Annotated in this window: 15 protein-coding genes; 9 read left to right on the forward strand and 6 right to left on the reverse strand. The window is 63.3% G+C overall.

Going from position 1 to position 15,209, the window contains the following annotated elements; genetic code table 11:
• Positions 1-35 precede the first annotated feature (35 nt).
• Positions 36-2,348 carry an NADP-dependent malic enzyme gene (locus N181_RS09130; RefSeq protein ID WP_037396621.1) on the reverse strand — a complete coding sequence of 771 codons (2,313 nt, stop codon included), beginning with the start codon at positions 2,346-2,348 and terminating at the stop codon, positions 36-38.
• A 178-nt stretch (positions 2,349-2,526) separates the two neighbouring features.
• On the opposite strand from N181_RS09130, the gene N181_RS09135 reads away from it, so the two are divergent.
• Together N181_RS09135 and N181_RS09140 are read left to right on the forward strand one after the other, a co-directional pair.
• Positions 2,527-3,366, forward strand: coding sequence for a UDP-2,3-diacylglucosamine diphosphatase (locus N181_RS09135; RefSeq protein ID WP_037396618.1), 840 nt, complete (start codon positions 2,527-2,529; stop codon positions 3,364-3,366).
• Between the two features lie 93 nt (positions 3,367-3,459).
• Positions 3,460-4,680 (forward strand): MFS transporter, encoded by a 1,221-nt coding sequence (locus N181_RS09140; protein ID WP_037396615.1) that lies wholly within the window; start codon positions 3,460-3,462, stop codon positions 4,678-4,680.
• Here N181_RS09140 and dgcA read toward each other — a convergent pair.
• Positions 4,632-5,615: an N-acetyl-D-Glu racemase DgcA gene (gene dgcA / locus N181_RS09145; protein WP_037396612.1), complete on the reverse strand. Its 984-nt coding sequence runs from the start codon at positions 5,613-5,615 to the stop codon at positions 4,632-4,634. The genes N181_RS09140 and dgcA overlap by 49 nt on opposite strands.
• 197 nt (positions 5,616-5,812) lie before the next feature.
• Here dgcA and N181_RS09150 point away from each other — a divergent pair, with 197 nt between their 5' ends.
• From N181_RS09150 to N181_RS09165, 4 genes are all read left to right on the forward strand, one after another.
• Positions 5,813-6,967, forward strand: coding sequence for an ABC transporter permease (locus tag N181_RS09150; RefSeq protein ID WP_037396610.1), 1,155 nt, complete (start codon positions 5,813-5,815; stop codon positions 6,965-6,967).
• Between the two features lie 13 nt (positions 6,968-6,980).
• Complete coding sequence (locus N181_RS09155; RefSeq protein ID WP_014328527.1) at positions 6,981-7,790, forward strand: ABC transporter ATP-binding protein; 810 nt, start codon at positions 6,981-6,983, stop codon at positions 7,788-7,790.
• An 85-nt stretch (positions 7,791-7,875) separates the two neighbouring features.
• Positions 7,876-9,246: an MlaD family protein gene (locus tag N181_RS09160; RefSeq protein ID WP_014328526.1), complete on the forward strand. Its 1,371-nt coding sequence runs from the start codon at positions 7,876-7,878 to the stop codon at positions 9,244-9,246.
• A gap of 77 nt (positions 9,247-9,323) precedes the next feature.
• Positions 9,324-9,941: an ABC-type transport auxiliary lipoprotein family protein gene (locus tag N181_RS09165; RefSeq protein ID WP_014328525.1), complete on the forward strand. Its 618-nt coding sequence runs from the start codon at positions 9,324-9,326 to the stop codon at positions 9,939-9,941.
• Between the two features lie 241 nt (positions 9,942-10,182).
• Here the strand turns inward: N181_RS09165 and N181_RS09170 are convergent, their stop codons facing one another.
• On the reverse strand, positions 10,183-10,461 hold the full coding sequence (locus N181_RS09170) for a BON domain-containing protein (RefSeq protein WP_014328524.1): 279 nt from the start codon (positions 10,459-10,461) through the stop codon (positions 10,183-10,185).
• A 77-nt stretch (positions 10,462-10,538) separates the two neighbouring features.
• The gene (gene hemF, locus N181_RS09175) at positions 10,539-11,450 is read right to left on the reverse strand and encodes an oxygen-dependent coproporphyrinogen oxidase (RefSeq protein ID WP_037396602.1); all 912 of its coding nucleotides are present in this window, start codon (positions 11,448-11,450) and stop codon (positions 10,539-10,541) included.
• Positions 11,451-11,676: 226 nt separating this feature from the next.
• Between hemF and N181_RS09180 the strand changes: the two genes are divergently transcribed.
• Positions 11,677-11,937: a hypothetical protein gene (locus N181_RS09180; RefSeq protein WP_014328522.1), complete on the forward strand. Its 261-nt coding sequence runs from the start codon at positions 11,677-11,679 to the stop codon at positions 11,935-11,937.
• 95 nt (positions 11,938-12,032) lie between these two features.
• Here N181_RS09180 and soxR read toward each other — a convergent pair whose 3' ends face one another.
• On the reverse strand, positions 12,033-12,530 hold the full coding sequence (soxR, locus tag N181_RS09185) for a redox-sensitive transcriptional activator SoxR (protein ID WP_037396597.1): 498 nt from the start codon (positions 12,528-12,530) through the stop codon (positions 12,033-12,035).
• Positions 12,531-12,609: 79 nt separating this feature from the next.
• On the opposite strand from soxR, the gene N181_RS09190 reads away from it, so the two are divergent.
• The gene (locus tag N181_RS09190) at positions 12,610-13,182 is read left to right on the forward strand and encodes an NADPH-dependent FMN reductase (protein WP_037396586.1); all 573 of its coding nucleotides are present in this window, start codon (positions 12,610-12,612) and stop codon (positions 13,180-13,182) included.
• Positions 13,179-14,414, forward strand: a complete 1,236-nt coding sequence (locus N181_RS09195) for an MFS transporter (protein ID WP_037396583.1) — start codon at positions 13,179-13,181, stop codon at positions 14,412-14,414. Before N181_RS09190 ends, N181_RS09195 begins: the two co-directional genes overlap by 4 nt.
• Before the next feature lie 14 nt (positions 14,415-14,428).
• On the opposite strand, the gene N181_RS09200 is transcribed toward N181_RS09195, so the two are convergent.
• A complete protein-coding gene (locus tag N181_RS09200) occupies positions 14,429-14,890 on the reverse strand; it encodes a tRNA (cytidine(34)-2'-O)-methyltransferase (protein WP_060563343.1) in 462 nt (153 codons plus the stop codon).
• Positions 14,891-15,209 lie beyond the last annotated feature (319 nt).

A 15,209-nucleotide genomic window follows, 5' to 3' on the forward strand; every position in this document is an offset into this window, starting at 1 on the left:
AATCGCCTAAAGCGCGATAGCCCAAAGGCCATTCCTCAAGCGGGATGGCTCGCCTCGACCACTGCAAGAGCCGCCATGTTGACGACACCGCGGGACGTGACTGACGGCGACAGGATATGCGCCGGCAGCGCCGAGCCCAGCAGGATCGGGCCGACATGGAGGCTATCGGTCATCGTCTTGACCACGCCGAGGGTGATGTTGGCGGCATCGAGATTGGGGAAGACGAGCAGGTTGGCTTCGCCCTTCAGCGTGCTGTTCGGCATCACCCGCTCGCGCAGCGTTTCGGAGATCGCAGCGTCGCCGTGCATCTCGCCATCGACCTCGAGGTCGGGTGCGAGCTCGCGGACGAGCTTGAGCGCGGCGCGCATCTTGGCGGCGCTTTCGGAATCGCGCGATCCGAAGTTCGAATGCGACACGAGGGCAGCGTGCGGCGTGATGCCGAAGCGGCGAATCTCGCCCGCCGCCATCACGGTGGTCTGGGCGATCTCTTCGGCGCTCGGGTTGTAGCTCACATAGGTGTCGGTGAAGAAAGTCGCGCCGCGCTGCGAGATCAACAGGCTAAGCGCCGAGAAATCGAGTACGCCCGGCTTCTTGCCGATGATCTGCGAAACGTCGCGCAGGTGACGACTATAGCGTCCCTCAACGCCGCAGATCAAAGCATCCGCTTCACCGCGCTTGACCGCCAGCGCACCAATCACGGTCGTGTTGGTGCGCACGATGGTGCGGGCGGCTTCCGGGATGACGCCGAGGCGGCCGACCAGGGCGAAGTAATCGTCGACATAGTCGCGATAGCGCGGATCGCCTTCCGGGTTGACCACCTCGAAGTCGACATCGGGACGGATTCTCAGGCCATAACGACGCAGGCGGGTTTCGATGATCTGCGGGCGGCCGATCAGGATCGGCTTGGCCGTGCCTTCTTCGAGAAGCACCTGGGCGGCGCGCAACACCCGCTCGTCTTCCCCTTCGGCGAAGATCACGCGGTTCTTCGGGGCGTTCTTGGCCGCCGCGAAGACCGGCTTCATGATGAAGCCGGAGCGGAAGACGAAGCGATTGAGCTTATCGAGATAGGCGTCGAAATCCTGGATCGGACGGGTGGCAACGCCGCTTTCGGCGGCAGCCTTGGCAACGGCCGGGGCGATGCGCAGGATCAACCGCTGGTCGAAGGGCGAGGGGATGAGATAGTCGGGTCCGAAGACCGGCGTTTCCCCTGAATAGGCACGGGCCGCGACATCCGATGGTTCTTCGCGCGCCAGGCCGGCGATCGCCCGGACCGCCGCCATCTTCATCTCTTCGTTGATGGTGCGGGCGCCGCAATCGAGTGCGCCGCGGAAGATGTGCGGGAAGCAGAGAACGTTGTTGACCTGGTTCGGGAAGTCCGAGCGCCCGGTGCAGATCATCGCGTCCGGCCGCGCGGCACGAGCCACTTCCGGCATGATTTCCGGCGTCGGGTTGGCGAGCGCCATGATCAGCGGCTTTTCGGCCATCTGGGCGAGCAGTTCGGGCTTGAGGACGCCGGCGGCCGAAAGCCCCAGGAACACGTCGGCGCCGCCGATGCTGTCGGCAAGTACGCGATTGGCGCTGTCCTGCGCGTAGACGGATTTCCATTCGTCCATCAGGACCTCGCGGCCCTTATAGACGAGGCCCTCGAGGTCGTGAACCCAGATATTTTCGCGCTTGGCGCCGAGGATGACGAGGAGGTTGAGGCAGGCCAGCGCCGCCGCCCCGGCGCCCGAGGCGACGATCTTCGCCTTGGCAATGTCCTTGCCAGCGAGTTCCAGGCCGTTCAGAACGGCGGCGGCGACGATGATCGCCGTTCCATGCTGGTCGTCGTGGAAGACCGGGATCTCCATCTTCTCGCGCAGCTGCCGCTCGACTTCGAAGCACTCCGGCGCCTTGATGTCCTCGAGATTGATGCCGCCGAAGGTCGGCTCGAGGGCGGAAACCACGTCGACCATGCGTTCGACGGTCGGAGCATCGATCTCGATATCGAAAACGTCGATGCCGGCGAACTTCTTGAAGAGGACGGCTTTTCCTTCCATCACCGGCTTGGAGGCGAGGGGGCCGATATTGCCGAGGCCGAGCACGGCCGTGCCGTTCGATACGACCGCGACGAGATTGGCGCGCGCCGTGAAATCCGCGGCGCTCTCCGGATTGTCCCTGATGGCGAGGCAGGGCGCGGCGACGCCCGGCGAATAGGCAAGCGCCAGATCGCGCTGGTTGCCGAGCGGCTTGGTGGGCTGGATTTCGAGCTTGCCGGGGCGAGGGTAGCGATGGAAGAAAAGTGCCTGCTGGTCGATATCTCCGCTTGCCGGAGCCGCTTCAGGTTTCGCTTTGTCGCCCGTGGTCATGCCGTCACATCCCTGTTTCTGGATGGGGGCCTTTTGGCACGATTTCCCGCCCGCGTACAGTTTCACGACAGCGCTTTTCCTTCTGCGCGATCCGGCGCGCCGAATTTCGGTGTCATCTTCCTGAAACACGAGTCTGGTTTTGACGAGATGAAACAAGGCTCGAGAAGGCGAGGATCGCATGGTTGCGGCATCGGGATCTCAACAGAATTCGGTTCGGAAATTGCGGACGCTGTTCATCTCCGACGTCCATCTGGGCTCGAAGGCGGCCAAGACGGACTACCTGATCGATTTCCTGCGCCACCACGAGGCCGAAACCATCATTCTCGTCGGCGACATTGTCGACGGTTGGCGGCTTAAGCGCAGCTGGTACTGGCCGCAGTCCTGCAACGACGTGGTCCAGAAGCTGCTGCGCAAGGCGCGCAAGGGGTCGCGCGTCATCTACATCCCTGGCAATCACGACGAGTTCATGAGGGATTTCCCGGGCGTCCACTTTGGCGGCATCGAGGTCGCGGCACGCCACATGCATCGGGGAGCGGATGGGCGCAACTACCTCGTCCTGCATGGCGACGAATTCGATGTCGTCGTGCGCAACGCGCGCGTGCTCGCCTATCTCGGCGACTGGGCATACGACACGGCAATCGCCATCAATATCGGCCTTGCCGCCATTCGCCGCCGCCTCGGCATGCCCTATTGGTCGTTCTCGTCCTGGGCGAAGCTGCAGGTCAAGCACGCGGTGAACTTCATCGGAGAGTTCCAGAAAGTCGTCGCCGACGAGGCCCGCCGGCATCACGCCCAGGGTGTTATCTGCGGCCATATCCACCATGCAGTGATCGAGGACATCGACGAGATCCGCTACATCAATACGGGCGATTGGGTCGAAAGCTGCACGGCGATCGCCGAGCACTTCGACGGCACGATGGAACTGATCACGTGGCATAGCCTGCGCGGCGGCGCGGCGGCGGCGGAGATCTCGGCCGATGAATTGCCGGCGAGGCTCGCTGCTCCGCAGGCGGCGTGAAATCGCGATTCTCGCTCCAAGTGGCTAAAACTAGCGGCTGGCGAGCCGGCGGCCACTCGTGCTAGAGCTGGCACACAGCCATCAGGTTCTCCCATGATTCCCGCATCAGCGCCCCCGCTTCTGGGGCCTCCGCCGCGTCACTTCGCGCTCCGCATCGCCTTGCTCTTCTGCGCGCCGCTGATCGTCAACGGATTCGCCATGCCGTATTTTCCGGTGTGGCTCAGCAGCTTGTCGATGAGCGATTTCGAGATCGGCGTGGTGCTCGCCGTTCCGTTGTTCATCCGTGTCATCACAGCGCCGCTGGCCGGCGTGCTGGCGGACCGTCTCGGCGAACGCACGATCGTGCTGATCTGGTCGGGCTGTCTTTCTCTTGCCCTGGCATTCGTCCTTTTCCTCGCCAAGGACTTCTGGCCGGTGCTGGTGATCTATGCGCTGCAATCGGCCGCCTATTCGCCTTACGTGCCGATCGTCGAGGCACTTGCGCTATCGGGTGTGCGCCGCTGGGGTTTCGACTATGCGCTGATGCGCGTCTGGGGTTCGATCGCCTTTATCGGCGCGACGATGCTCGGCGGCTGGATGATCGGCCTCATCGGCGGCGCAATGGTCTTGCCGGCCATGGCGGCCGGTTTCGGCCTCACCGTTTTGATGGCATGCGCCGCCCCGCGCATCGGCCGTCCGCGCCGGCCATCGCCGATCACGGCGATCACCGAAGCGCCGCCGCAATCGCTGCGGCAGCCCGATCTGCAACTGCTTTTGATCGGCGTCACATTGGTCAACAGCAGCCATGCGATGCTGTTCGCGTTCTCGGCCATTTATTGGCAGCAGATCGGCTATAGCGGCACGCAAATCGGCGCTCTGTGGAGTGCCGGCGTGGCGGCGGAAGTGCTGATGTTCTTCTTCGCCAAGGCAATCGTCAGGCGCTTCAGTGTCTGGACGATGATTTTTTCGGGCTGCCTGCTGGCGGTGGTGCGCTGGCTGATCTTCCCGATGGATTTGGGCTTTTCGGGCTATTTCGTCCTCCAGTGCTTGCACGCCTTTACCTATGCGATCATGCATACCGGCATGCAGCACAAGCTGGTCGAGCGCGTCGCCGAGGAGCAGGAAGCCTCCGCCCAGGGCCTCTATTTCTTCTACACGGGTATCTTCACGGCGATCTTCACGCTTCTGTCCGGCTATTTCTACGCCTGGTTCGGCGTGGCCGGCTTCTATTCGATGTCGGTCGTGGCATTAACCGGATGCTGCTTCGCCTTTGCCGGATGGTACCTTCAGCCCCACAGGCTCGGCTCCGGCGGAAAGACGAGCGAGGCCTCGTAGCGAAGGCCGGGATTGCGGTCTTCGGCAAGCAGCAGCGCGCCGTCGAGATCGACAAAATCGGCCCCCTGGGCGACGAGCATCGCCGGGGCCATGGCGAGCGAACTGCCGACCATACAGCCGACCATGATCTTCAGGCCGAGCGACTGGGCCTCCTCGCGCATGCGCAGCGCTTCGGTCAGCCCGCCGGTCTTGTCGAGCTTGATGTTCACCGCATCGTAGCGCCCGACGAGCGCCTTGAGGTCGGCGGTCGCATGCACGCTTTCATCGGCGCAGACGGGCACGGAACGGGCCACCTCGGCCAGCGCCTCGTCACGCCCTGCCGGCAAGGGTTGCTCGATGAGGGCGATGCCGGACTCGGCGCAGGCGGCGAAATGAAAGGGGAGGTTTTCCGGCGTCCAGCCCTCATTGGCATCAAGGATGATGCTGCTTCCCGGTGCGCCTTTCCGCACGGCGCGGATTCGCGAGGTGTCGTCAGCCGTCCCGACCTTGACCTTCAGCAGGGCGCGATGGGCGTATTTCGCGGCCTGCGCCATCATCTCTTCCGGCTCGGCGAGCGATATAGTGTAGGCCGTGATCAGGGCGACGGGATCGGCGAGCCCGACGAGCATGGCGGCTGATTTGTTCGCCTGCTTAGCCTCGAGATCCCAGAGCGCGCAATCGACGGCATTGCGGGCCGCGCCCGGTTTCATCGATTGCTGCAGTTCCAGCCTGGTCATGCCAGCTTCGATCCGTTGTCGAACCGCTTCGATCTCGCTCAGCACCGATTCGATCGTTTCGCCGTAGCGGCCATAAGGGACGCATTCGCCCCGCCCGGACGCCGTGCCGTCGCTGATCGCGCAGGTGACGACGCTCGCCGTCGTCTTCGAGCCGCGGGAGATGGTGAAGGTGCTGGCGATCGGAAAGTGTTCGACGGCGGTTGCAAGCGAGATCGGCATTGGGGCTCTCCGACGGGGCCGCGGAGGGTTTCACGGCGCCCGCTCCGTCCTGGGCGCCTCTCCCGGTCGCGCCCGCGCGCTGTGTCTTTTCGGTCGCACAAAGCCCGCTGTACGACTTTGAATTTCTAGGTGATTTTGTCCTGAGATCGAATCTGGTTTAAGAGATTACCGAAGAGTAAACGAAAGACCAAGATCACGTGACGCGCGCGCCATCCCAGAACGCTGCCGATGTCGTCCTCGCCGGGGCCGACGGGGGGACCGGCCGACGTTACATGTTCACTGGCGACTGGCGGCACCAGACGGCACAAGCCATGGCCGAGAAGCTCAAGCGGCTCGGAAAGCCGGGCAGTGGCAGGAACGAGTTCGATTTTTCCGGGATCACGGCGATGGATACGGCCGGCGCCTGGATTATCCGGCGCTTCATGAACGGGATCGGCAGCGAGGCCGGGGGCGAGATTCACTTTGCCGATGGCGGCGAGCGCTATGTCGAACTCGTGCGCGCACTGCCCGGAGAATTGCGGCGGCCCGAGCGTTCGAAGCGGAAGGACCCGCTTTTCCAGCGGCTGTTTGCACCGGTCGGTGAAGTGACGGTTTCGATCTGGACCGATACGGTGGCCGCCATGTTTATTCTGGGCTCGGCCGTCCGTGGGGCGCAGATGAAGCTCGGGCGTCACGCCGGCGTATCGCCTGCCGCGATCGTCCACCAGATCGACCGGATGGGCGTGATGGCCACCCCCATCATCACGCTGATGTCGTTCCTGATCGGCGCCATCATCGCGCAGCAGGGGGCCTTTCAGCTCCGGTCCTTCGGGGCTGAGATCTTCGTCGTCGACCTGGTCGGCATCCTGCAACTGCGTGAAATCGGCGTGCTGTTGACGGCGATCATGATTGCCGGTCGCTCCGGCAGTGCGATCACGGCCGAGATCGGCTCGATGAAGATGCGCGAGGAGGTCGACGCGCTGAAGGTCATGGGGTTGAGCCCGGTCGGCGTGCTCGTCTTCCCGCGCCTTGTGGCACTGACGATCGTGCTGCCGCTCTTGACCATCATCGCGAACTTCGCCGCACTCGCCGGGGCGGCGCTCGTCGCCTGGACGTATTCCGGCATCACCATACCGACCTTCCTCGCCCGACTGCAGGAGGCCGTTGATTTCTCCTCGGTGGCGGCCGGCATGATCAAGGCGCCTTTCATGGCGCTCATCATTGGCGTCGTCGCCGCGGTCGAGGGGCTGAAGGTCGGCGGCAGCGCGGAATCGCTCGGACGGCGCGTGACATCGTCGGTCGTCAAATCGATCTTCGTCGTCATCCTGATCGACGGATTGTTCGCGATGTTCTATGCGGCGATCGATTTCTGAGGCGGGCGGAAAAATGGTTCAGGCGGTCATGGAGAAGCAACCGGAACAGGCGGCGAGGCGCGAGACCGTGCTTTCCGTTCGCGACCTGACCGTGGGCTTCGGCGACAATATCGTCCTCGACAAACTCAATCTCGATGTGCTGCGCGGCGAAATCCTCGGATTCGTCGGCGCTTCCGGCACCGGCAAGTCGGTCCTGATGCGCACGGTCCTGCGGCTGCTGCCAAAGCGCTCCGGCGCGATCGAGATCCTCGGCGCGGAATACGACAAGGTAAGCGATGAGGAACGCATCGCGCTCGACATGCGCCTCGGCGTTCTCTTCCAGCACGGTGCGCTCTTTTCCGCGCTGACGGTGCGGGAAAACATCCAGGTGCCGATGCGGGAATATCTCGATCTGCCGCAAGACCTGATGGATGAACTTGCACGTCTGAAGATCGAACTGGTGGGCCTGGCGCCGGAAGCGGCGGAAAAATATCCTTCGGAGCTTTCCGGCGGCATGATCAAGCGCGCCGCCCTTGCAAGGGCGCTGGCGCTCGATCCGGATCTCGTCTTCCTCGACGAGCCGACATCCGGCCTTGATCCGATCGGCGCGGCGGAGTTCGACGAGTTGATCGCCAAGCTGCGGGACACGCTTGGATTGACCGTGTATATGGTGACGCACGATCTGGACAGCCTGTTCTCGGTTTGTGACCGGATTGCGGTCCTCGGCCAGAAGCGCGTCCTGGTCGAGGGGACCATCGAGGACATGCTTGCCTGCGACGAGCCGTGGGTGAAATCCTATTTCCGCGGCAAGCGGGCGAGGGCGATCGTGCGCGAGCACGACTGATCCGGCAAAGGTGATAAAATAGGCGACGCAAGGTATGTCGAAGCAGGATGAAATGGCGGCGAGGCCGCAGAGGTAGTCGGGGCCGATGGAAACTAAAGCGAACTATGCCATTGTCGGCTTTTTCACGGTGTTCGTGATCGCCGCCGCATTCGGCTTCGTCTATTGGATGTCGCAATATGGCCGAAGCGGCGAAATGGTCGAACTCGTCGTCAACATTCCGGGCTCCGCCAACGGCCTGTCGGTCGGCTCACCGGTGCGGTTCAACGGCATCAATGTCGGCAGCGTGCGCAGCCTTGCGATCGACGCCAACGACCCGCGCTATTCGATTGCCATCACCGAGGTATCGGCCGACGCACCGGTGCTGAAGTCGACAAGGGCGACGCTGGAAATCCAGGGCCTGACGGGAGCGGCCTATATCGAGCTCAGCGGCGGGCGGAAGGGCGACGAGAACATTCTCAAGAGCGCACTCGAAAACGGCACGCAAGCACGTATCCTGGCCGACCAATCGAGTGTCACGAGCCTGCTTGCGACCGCCGACCAGATCCTTGATCGCGCGAACAGCGCCATTGGGGACATTCAGGGCTTCGTCACCGAGGTTCGCGGCCCGTTGACCGCGACAATCGGCAATGCGCAGCGCTTCTCCAAGGCGCTCGCGGACAATTCCGACGCGATCGATAAGTTCCTGAAGAGCGTCGAGGAGCTTTCGGGATCCGTCAGTGCGGCGTCGAAGAAGCTCGATGACACGCTTGCAAGCGCCGACCGGCTGATCAAGGCGGTCGATCCGAAGAAGATCGACACGATCGTCAGCAATGTCGAGGATGTGAGCAACGACCTCAAGGCGGCGTCCGGCGGGGTCTCGGAGGCAATCGCCGGGTTCAGGCGCACGGTCGACACCTATGACCAATTCGGCAAGAACGCCCAGCAGACACTGAAGCGTGTCGATGCGCTGGTCGCCGCCGTCGACACGCAGAAGGTCGGGCTGGTCGTCAACGACATCTCCGCAGCGAGCGCCGATGCACGCAAGGTCGCCGCCCAGGTGTCCGATTTTGCCAACAAGATATCCGCCCGTCAGGAGGACATCGACCAGACGATCACCGATTTCACGGAGATGTCGAACAAGCTGAATGCGGCGTCGAATCGCGTCGACAGCATTCTCGTGAAGGTCGATGGCTTCCTCGGCGATGCGAATGCGCCGTCGCTTTCGGCCGAGGCACGCTCGACGCTTGAATCGTTCCGCCGGATGGCCGACAACCTCAACGCTCAGATCGGCCCCATCGCCGACAACCTGAAGCGCTTCTCCAATTCGGGCCTGCGGGACGTGGAGACGCTTGTCACGGAAACGCGGCGAACGGTGCAGAGCCTGCAGAGTACGATCTCCAATTTCGATCGAAATCCACAACGCCTGCTATTCGGCGGCGAGACGGTTAAGCAATATGATGGCCGCACGCGGCGGTGATTCGCTGATCATCGGTCGCGGGCTGGTTGCGTGGGGGCTGGGCGCCGGACAGCGCGTTGTTTGGGGATAATTTGCGTATGGGTTTTCCGGGTCTGGTATCGTGGCGTGCAGCGGGGGCGGCCCGGTTTGCCATGGTTCTTTCATTGACGGCGCTGCTGGCGGGCTGTGGTACGCGCCAGGCAGCCAATGACACGTTCAGCCTGGCATCGACGCCGGTCGTCGAGCGGCCGGCCGCGACGAACCGCCAGATACTGGTGCCGGAGCCGACGGCCCTGAAGACGCTTGGCAGCGACCAGATCGTCGTCCGGCTGTCGAAATCGGAACTCCAATATCTTGCGAAAGCCCAATGGGGCGACAGCCTGCCGCGCCTGGTGCAGGATCGGCTTGTTCAGACTTTCGACAACACCGGCAGGGTTCGAGGCGTCGGAAAGCCGGGCCAGGGACTGGCCATCGACTATCAGCTGGTCACCGAACTTCGGGCCTTCGAGATATCAACGGATGGTGCGGATACGGCAGTAGTCGAAATTTTCGCCAAGATATTGGATGATCGCAACGGTACGGTCCGCAGGCAGCAGGCTTTCCGAGCCGTCGCGCCGGTCCAGGGCGCGGGCAATCCGGCCTTTGTCGCAGCCCTCGATGCCGCCTTTGCTCAAGTGGCGGCGGATATCGTCAGCTGGACGCTCCGGTCGATTTGATCTCGGCCGTCAACAGGCCGCCGTGTTTGCTCCTCATCTGCCTGCCGGCATCTTCTCCTCGTGACCACAGGGAGAAGAGGGCTTGCTGTGATGTCGGCAATTTAACTCAGCGGCGTTAAAGATTGGCGGCCTGGGAGCGGCGCGCGCTCTTCTCCCCGCTTGCGGGGAGAAGATGCCGTACAGATGAGGGGCATGGACGGTCACAATCTTCTCGAGATTCCGAGAAGGTCCGTCGCCTCATTCAACCCCTGCCGACTTTCGAAATCTCGATACGATTGATCACCTCGCCGACGCCTGCCACGGATCTCGCCGCTTCCGCGGCTCGGGCAACCTCCTCCGCCGTGGCAACGGTGCCGCCGAGCAGGACCGCGTTGCCATTGCAGGTCACCGTGACGTCGGCGGCATCAAGACCCGGTGCGACGGCGAGGCAATGGGCAACCCTTCGCTCCAGCTCCGCCGGATGTTCAGGGGTTTCTCTCTCGGGCTCCTGGCCGAAGAATGTGCGCTTCTTGAATACCATTCTGCGATACTCCCTCGTTGAGGAGAGAACGTCGCAAGCCGGGATTTGTTCGCGTCGTCGTTGAGCGGAGAAAGCAATCAGGGCCAGCGCACGACCGGGGGCAGGGAGGAGAGGATCGACTCGACGTTCCCACCGGTCTTGAGACCGAAGATCGTGCCGCGGTCGTAGAGCAGGTTGAACTCCACATAGCGGCCACGACGCACGAGCTGCTCGTCGCGGTCAGCCTCGGTCCACGGCGTGTTGAAATTTGTCCTGACGATTTTCGGATAGACGATGGCGAATGCCTTGCCGACGTCGCGGGTGAAGGCGAAATCGGCCTGCCAGCCACCCATTTCCTCGGACGAGTGCAGCCAGTCATAGAAAATGCCGCCCGTGCCGCGCGGCTCGTTCCTGTGCTTGAGGAAGAAATACTCGTCGCACCATTCCTTGAACTTCGCATGATCGGCGACCGGATGCCGATTGCAGGTGATCTCCATCGCCCGGTGGAAGACCGCGGTGTCCGGGTCGGTCATGAGCCGCCTGCGGTCGAGAACGGGGGTGAGGTCCGCGCCGCCGCCGAACCAATTGCTCGTGGTCACGACCATGCGCGTGTTCATATGCACGGCGGGCACATTGGGATTGACCGGATGGGCGATCAGCGAAATGCCGGACGCCCAGAAGCGCGGATCTTCGCTTGCGCCGGGGATCTGGTTGCGGAACTCGGGGGAAAACTCGCCGAAAACGGTCGACGTGTGGACGCCGACCTTTTCGAAGACGCGGCCCTCCATCATCGACATGCGGCCGCCGCCGCCGGCGCCTTCCTCGCGGAGCCAGTCCTTGCCGACGAAACGGCCCGGCGGACGATCCGACAACGGCCCGGTCAGATCGTCCTCGATCGTCTCGAAAGCCGCGCAGATCGAGTCGCGCAGGCTCTCGAACCAGGCCTTCGCCTCGGCCTTCTTGTCTTCGATGTCTGCAGGCAGCTCCTGCGGCAATTGTGGTCTTTCCATGGGGATTCAGGTTCCAACTTCCGGCATCCCGCAAAGGAAGCCGCCGATTCTGTCGCCGTCGCCACAGTCCATATTTTCGGCGGAATGGCAACGGCAGCTCTGTCTCGGTGACAGTCTATCGCAATGGAGTGCCCCGAGCGATTTCGGTCTTGGGGATGTCTGGCAAGGGCTGTTGGACTGGCCAAGGGGCGGCACGCATCCTATCTTTACGATCAGAGGTACGGCCATGGCGAAGATACCCCCAGCACCGCCGCTCGATGGCTTGCGGCGCCAGATCGCCCGTCACCGCCGGGAGCACCCGGCGCGGGGCGACAGTCTGTTCGTGCGCGAGACCTTCCGCCTCGAAAGGAGTGCCGCCCGGGCCAAGGCGCGAGAATGGTTCGAGACCTGGCCCAAGGCCGCCTACTGGACGGAAGTCGAGAGCTGGCGCCAGCTGGAGGGCGACGAGATCGAGTTCACGATGCGGCGCCTGCCGAGCGCTGACTGAGCGACCGCACCGGAGCGAAGACTGCCGGCGCGTCAAGGGCTCGGTATTCATCCTGTCCGTCACGCAGATCGTCGCCCGGGCGCGATGGTCGCCGCTCAAGCGCCAGGCGCGCTTTCCGCGTCGTCCATGCTTTCGGAAGGATCCATCAGGCGCGGCCCAGCACCTTCGGAGCCAAGCACGTCATAGGGATTGCGCAAGGGACAGTCGCGCATCGAAAGGCAGCCGCAGCCGATGCAGCCGGTCAATTGATCGCGCAGCGAAGTCAGCTTGGAGATGCGATCGTCGAGTTGCTGGCGCCAGGTCTCCGACAGCCGGCTCCAGTCCTCCACGGTCAGCGGCCGCTCGTCGGGAAGAACCGCAAGGGCGGATTGAATTTCCGCAAGCGGGATGCCGGTGCGCTGGGCGACCTTGATGACGGCGACGCGTCTCAGCACCGCGCGCGGATATCGCCGCTGGTTGCCGCGGCTGCGATTGCTGCGGATCAGTCCCTTGGTCTCGTAGAAATGCAGCGTCGAGACGGCGATGCCGCTGCGTTCGGCGACCTCGCCGACTGTCAGCTCGCGCTTGAAATCACTGCCATTGTCTTTTTTCATCGGTGCTATTGACCTCAACTAAGCTTGAGGTTCTATAGCATGAGCTCCCTGTAACCGACAACCAGGAGCTGATACCCGCATGACAGAGAAGATGACCCTCGCCTTGATCTATGGCAGTGCGCGGCAGGGCCGGTTCTGCGATACCGTCGCCAGCTGGCTTATCCGCGAGCTTTCGACGTCCGAAGTCTTCAGCCTGACGATCATCGACCCGCTGCGGTTGAGAAGCACGCGCGGCGATAAACCGGTCGAGATGGGCGAGTGGATGGAACGGAAGGTCGCCGAGGCGGACGCCTTCATCGTCATCACGCCGGAGTACAATCACGGCTATCCGGCGGCGCTGAAGGAGATGATCGACGCGGTCTATGAGCCCTGGCATGCCAAGCCGGTGGCCTTTGTCTCCTATGGCGGCGCTTCGGGCGGTATCCGCGCCGTCGAACAATTGCGCCAGGTCTTCGGCGAGCTGCACGCGGTGACGCTCAGGGACGGGGTGGCGCTTCCGAAGGCGTGGTCGAAATTCGACGCCGCCGGCAATCTCTACAAGCCCGAAGAGCTGCGTGCGCCGCTGTTCCTGATGATGGATCGGCTCACCTGGTGGGCGCGCACCCTGAAACATGCCCGCAAGTCCACGCCCTACAGCGAGATCGCCGCATGAGCGGCGGTACATCTTCGTACGAGGGCGAGCCGGGTGTTCTCTCCGCGGGAAAGCGCGGCCGCAACCTCACCCTTCTTTGCGTCAGCGCACTGACGATCATGTCAGGGGCGACGATCTCGGCATCGCTGCCGGGCATCGAGGCTCGCTTTGCCGGCAGTCAAGGCGTCGAGCTGCTCAGTCGGCTGATGCTGACACTGCCGGCGATTTTCATCGCCCTGCTTGCGCCCGTCGCCGGCCTTGTTGCCGACCGGTTCGGTCGAAGGCGACTGCTGCTCGCTTCATTGGTGCTCTTCGCCTTGGCCGGTTCATCCGGCCTGGTTCTCGACAGCCTGCCGGGCCTGCTTGTCGGGCGAGCCGCGCTCGGGGTGGCAGTGGCCGGGATCATGACCACGGCAACGGCGCTTATCGGCGATTTCTTCGAGGGGGCCGCACGCGATCGCTACATGGGATTTCAGGCCGCCTTCGTGGGGATTGGCGGAACAGTCTTCCTGACCGGGGGAGGCTTGCTGGCCGACGTCCACTGGCGCGGGCCATTCGCGATTTATTGCCTGGCTTTCGCCTTGCTGCCCGCCGTGATCGCGCTCATCCCCGAACCGGAGAAGCCCAAGGCATCGCCGAGGGCGAGTGCCGGGCAAGGCGACCTCGACGGTTCTGCCGGGCTGCTGGGCCTGCTTCTACTCGCCGCAGGCCTGCACTTCCTCGTCTTCTATATGCTGCCGACACAACTGCCGTTCTATTTGAAGAGCCTTGGCTTTGCGCAGCCGAGCCTCGCCGGTGCAGCGATCGGAATGGGGCAGGCTGTGGGGGTTGTGGCTGCGCTCGCCTTTCCGCGGGTGCGGGCGCGGATCGGGCGGCTGGGTGTCTTCGCCCTCGGCTCAGCCGCCCTCGGCGCCGGCTATCTCGGCTTGGGAGGCAGCCAATCCTATGCCGGTATCCTCGCGGCAACGGCTATAACCGGGATCAGCATGGGCATGACGACGCCAAATCTTTCGGCTTCGCTCTTGGCGATCGCTCCACCTTCGCTGCGCGGTCGGCTCTCAGGGGCGCTGATCGCCAGCATCTTCGCGGGGCAGTTTCTGTCGCCGTTCATCAGCCAGCCGCTGATCCGCAGTTGGGGTTATGCGACGACCTTCTCCGGCGCGGGTGCGCTTCTTGTGGCGGTCGGAGTCGCTTGCTATTGGCGCCGCAGCCTGGTCGCGGCGCGCGGGCAACCGAGAGAGGACACCGCATGATGCGCCGCGTCGCCTCAGAGTGCCTCGGTCTGCCGCATCGCCTCGCCGACGATCATGGCGCTCGCGATGGCGATGTTGAGCGAGCGTTGGCCAGGTGCCATCGGAATGAGGATGCGTGCGTCGGCGCGGTCGCGGACATGATCCGGCACGCCGGCGCTTTCCCGGCCGAAGAGAAGGATGTCGTCGGCCCGGAACTCGAAGCGCGTATAAGGCTCGGCTGCCTTGGTGGAGGCGAGCACCAGCCGCCGGCCGCTTTCCGCCCGCCATGTCTCGAAGCGCTCCCAATTGACATGGCGGGGGAAGGTGACGGCTGCGATGTAGTCCATGCCGGCGCGCTTGAGGTTGCGGTCGGAAAGGTCGAAGCCCGCCGGCTCGATGATGTCGACGGCGAGCCCCAGACAGGCTGCGAGACGAAGGATCGTTCCGGTATTGCCTGGAATATCCGGCTGGTAGAGAGCGATGCGGTGTTTGTTCATGGGCCTGTACCGAAGACGCAAGATGGCGAGACGCGAAAATCTGCGAGCCCGTATGGCATCAAATCGCCTGGCGATCTACCGGGGGACCGGGAGCGGGGAAGGGCGCTCTGCACTGCTGAATTTCCCTTTGCTAATCTGTGCCGTATCGGCAACAGGCCGGATCCCGGTGAAAAAATAGGCAAGAAAGTAGCTGCGACAATCTGGCGCAATGACGCGAATGAGGGTAAAGCTCAAGCCTCTTCAACGCGAACCGACGGAGGCATGCATGACCGTTCTGATGTTGACACGCCTCCCACGAGTAGCCTGGCCCTTCCAGGCC

Source organism: Sinorhizobium fredii USDA 205 (assembly GCF_001461695.1).
GTDB classification, from domain to species: Bacteria; Pseudomonadota; Alphaproteobacteria; order Rhizobiales; family Rhizobiaceae; genus Sinorhizobium; species Sinorhizobium fredii.

What these genes read in the sequence shown, in the direction of transcription:
- N181_RS09130 (WP_037396621.1), bottom strand. Translation starts at nt 2,348, where the DNA reads ATGACCACGGGCGACAAAGCGAAACCTGAAGCGGCTCCGGCAAGCGGA.
- N181_RS09135 (WP_037396618.1), top strand. Translation starts at nt 2,527, where the DNA reads ATGGTTGCGGCATCGGGATCTCAACAGAATTCGGTTCGGAAATTGCGG.
- N181_RS09140 (WP_037396615.1), top strand. Translation starts at nt 3,460, where the DNA reads ATGATTCCCGCATCAGCGCCCCCGCTTCTGGGGCCTCCGCCGCGTCAC.
- dgcA (WP_037396612.1), bottom strand. Translation starts at nt 5,615, where the DNA reads ATGCCGATCTCGCTTGCAACCGCCGTCGAACACTTTCCGATCGCCAGC.
- N181_RS09155 (WP_014328527.1), top strand. Translation starts at nt 6,981, where the DNA reads ATGGTTCAGGCGGTCATGGAGAAGCAACCGGAACAGGCGGCGAGGCGC.
- N181_RS09160 (WP_014328526.1), top strand. Translation starts at nt 7,876, where the DNA reads ATGGAAACTAAAGCGAACTATGCCATTGTCGGCTTTTTCACGGTGTTC.
- N181_RS09165 (WP_014328525.1), top strand. Translation starts at nt 9,324, where the DNA reads ATGGGTTTTCCGGGTCTGGTATCGTGGCGTGCAGCGGGGGCGGCCCGG.
- N181_RS09170 (WP_014328524.1), bottom strand. Translation starts at nt 10,461, where the DNA reads ATGGTATTCAAGAAGCGCACATTCTTCGGCCAGGAGCCCGAGAGAGAA.
- hemF (WP_037396602.1), bottom strand. Translation starts at nt 11,450, where the DNA reads ATGGAAAGACCACAATTGCCGCAGGAGCTGCCTGCAGACATCGAAGAC.
- N181_RS09180 (WP_014328522.1), top strand. Translation starts at nt 11,677, where the DNA reads ATGGCGAAGATACCCCCAGCACCGCCGCTCGATGGCTTGCGGCGCCAG.
- soxR (WP_037396597.1), bottom strand. Translation starts at nt 12,530, where the DNA reads ATGAAAAAAGACAATGGCAGTGATTTCAAGCGCGAGCTGACAGTCGGC.
- N181_RS09190 (WP_037396586.1), top strand. Translation starts at nt 12,610, where the DNA reads ATGACAGAGAAGATGACCCTCGCCTTGATCTATGGCAGTGCGCGGCAG.
- N181_RS09195 (WP_037396583.1), top strand. Translation starts at nt 13,179, where the DNA reads ATGAGCGGCGGTACATCTTCGTACGAGGGCGAGCCGGGTGTTCTCTCC.
- N181_RS09200 (WP_060563343.1), bottom strand. Translation starts at nt 14,890, where the DNA reads ATGAACAAACACCGCATCGCTCTCTACCAGCCGGATATTCCAGGCAAT.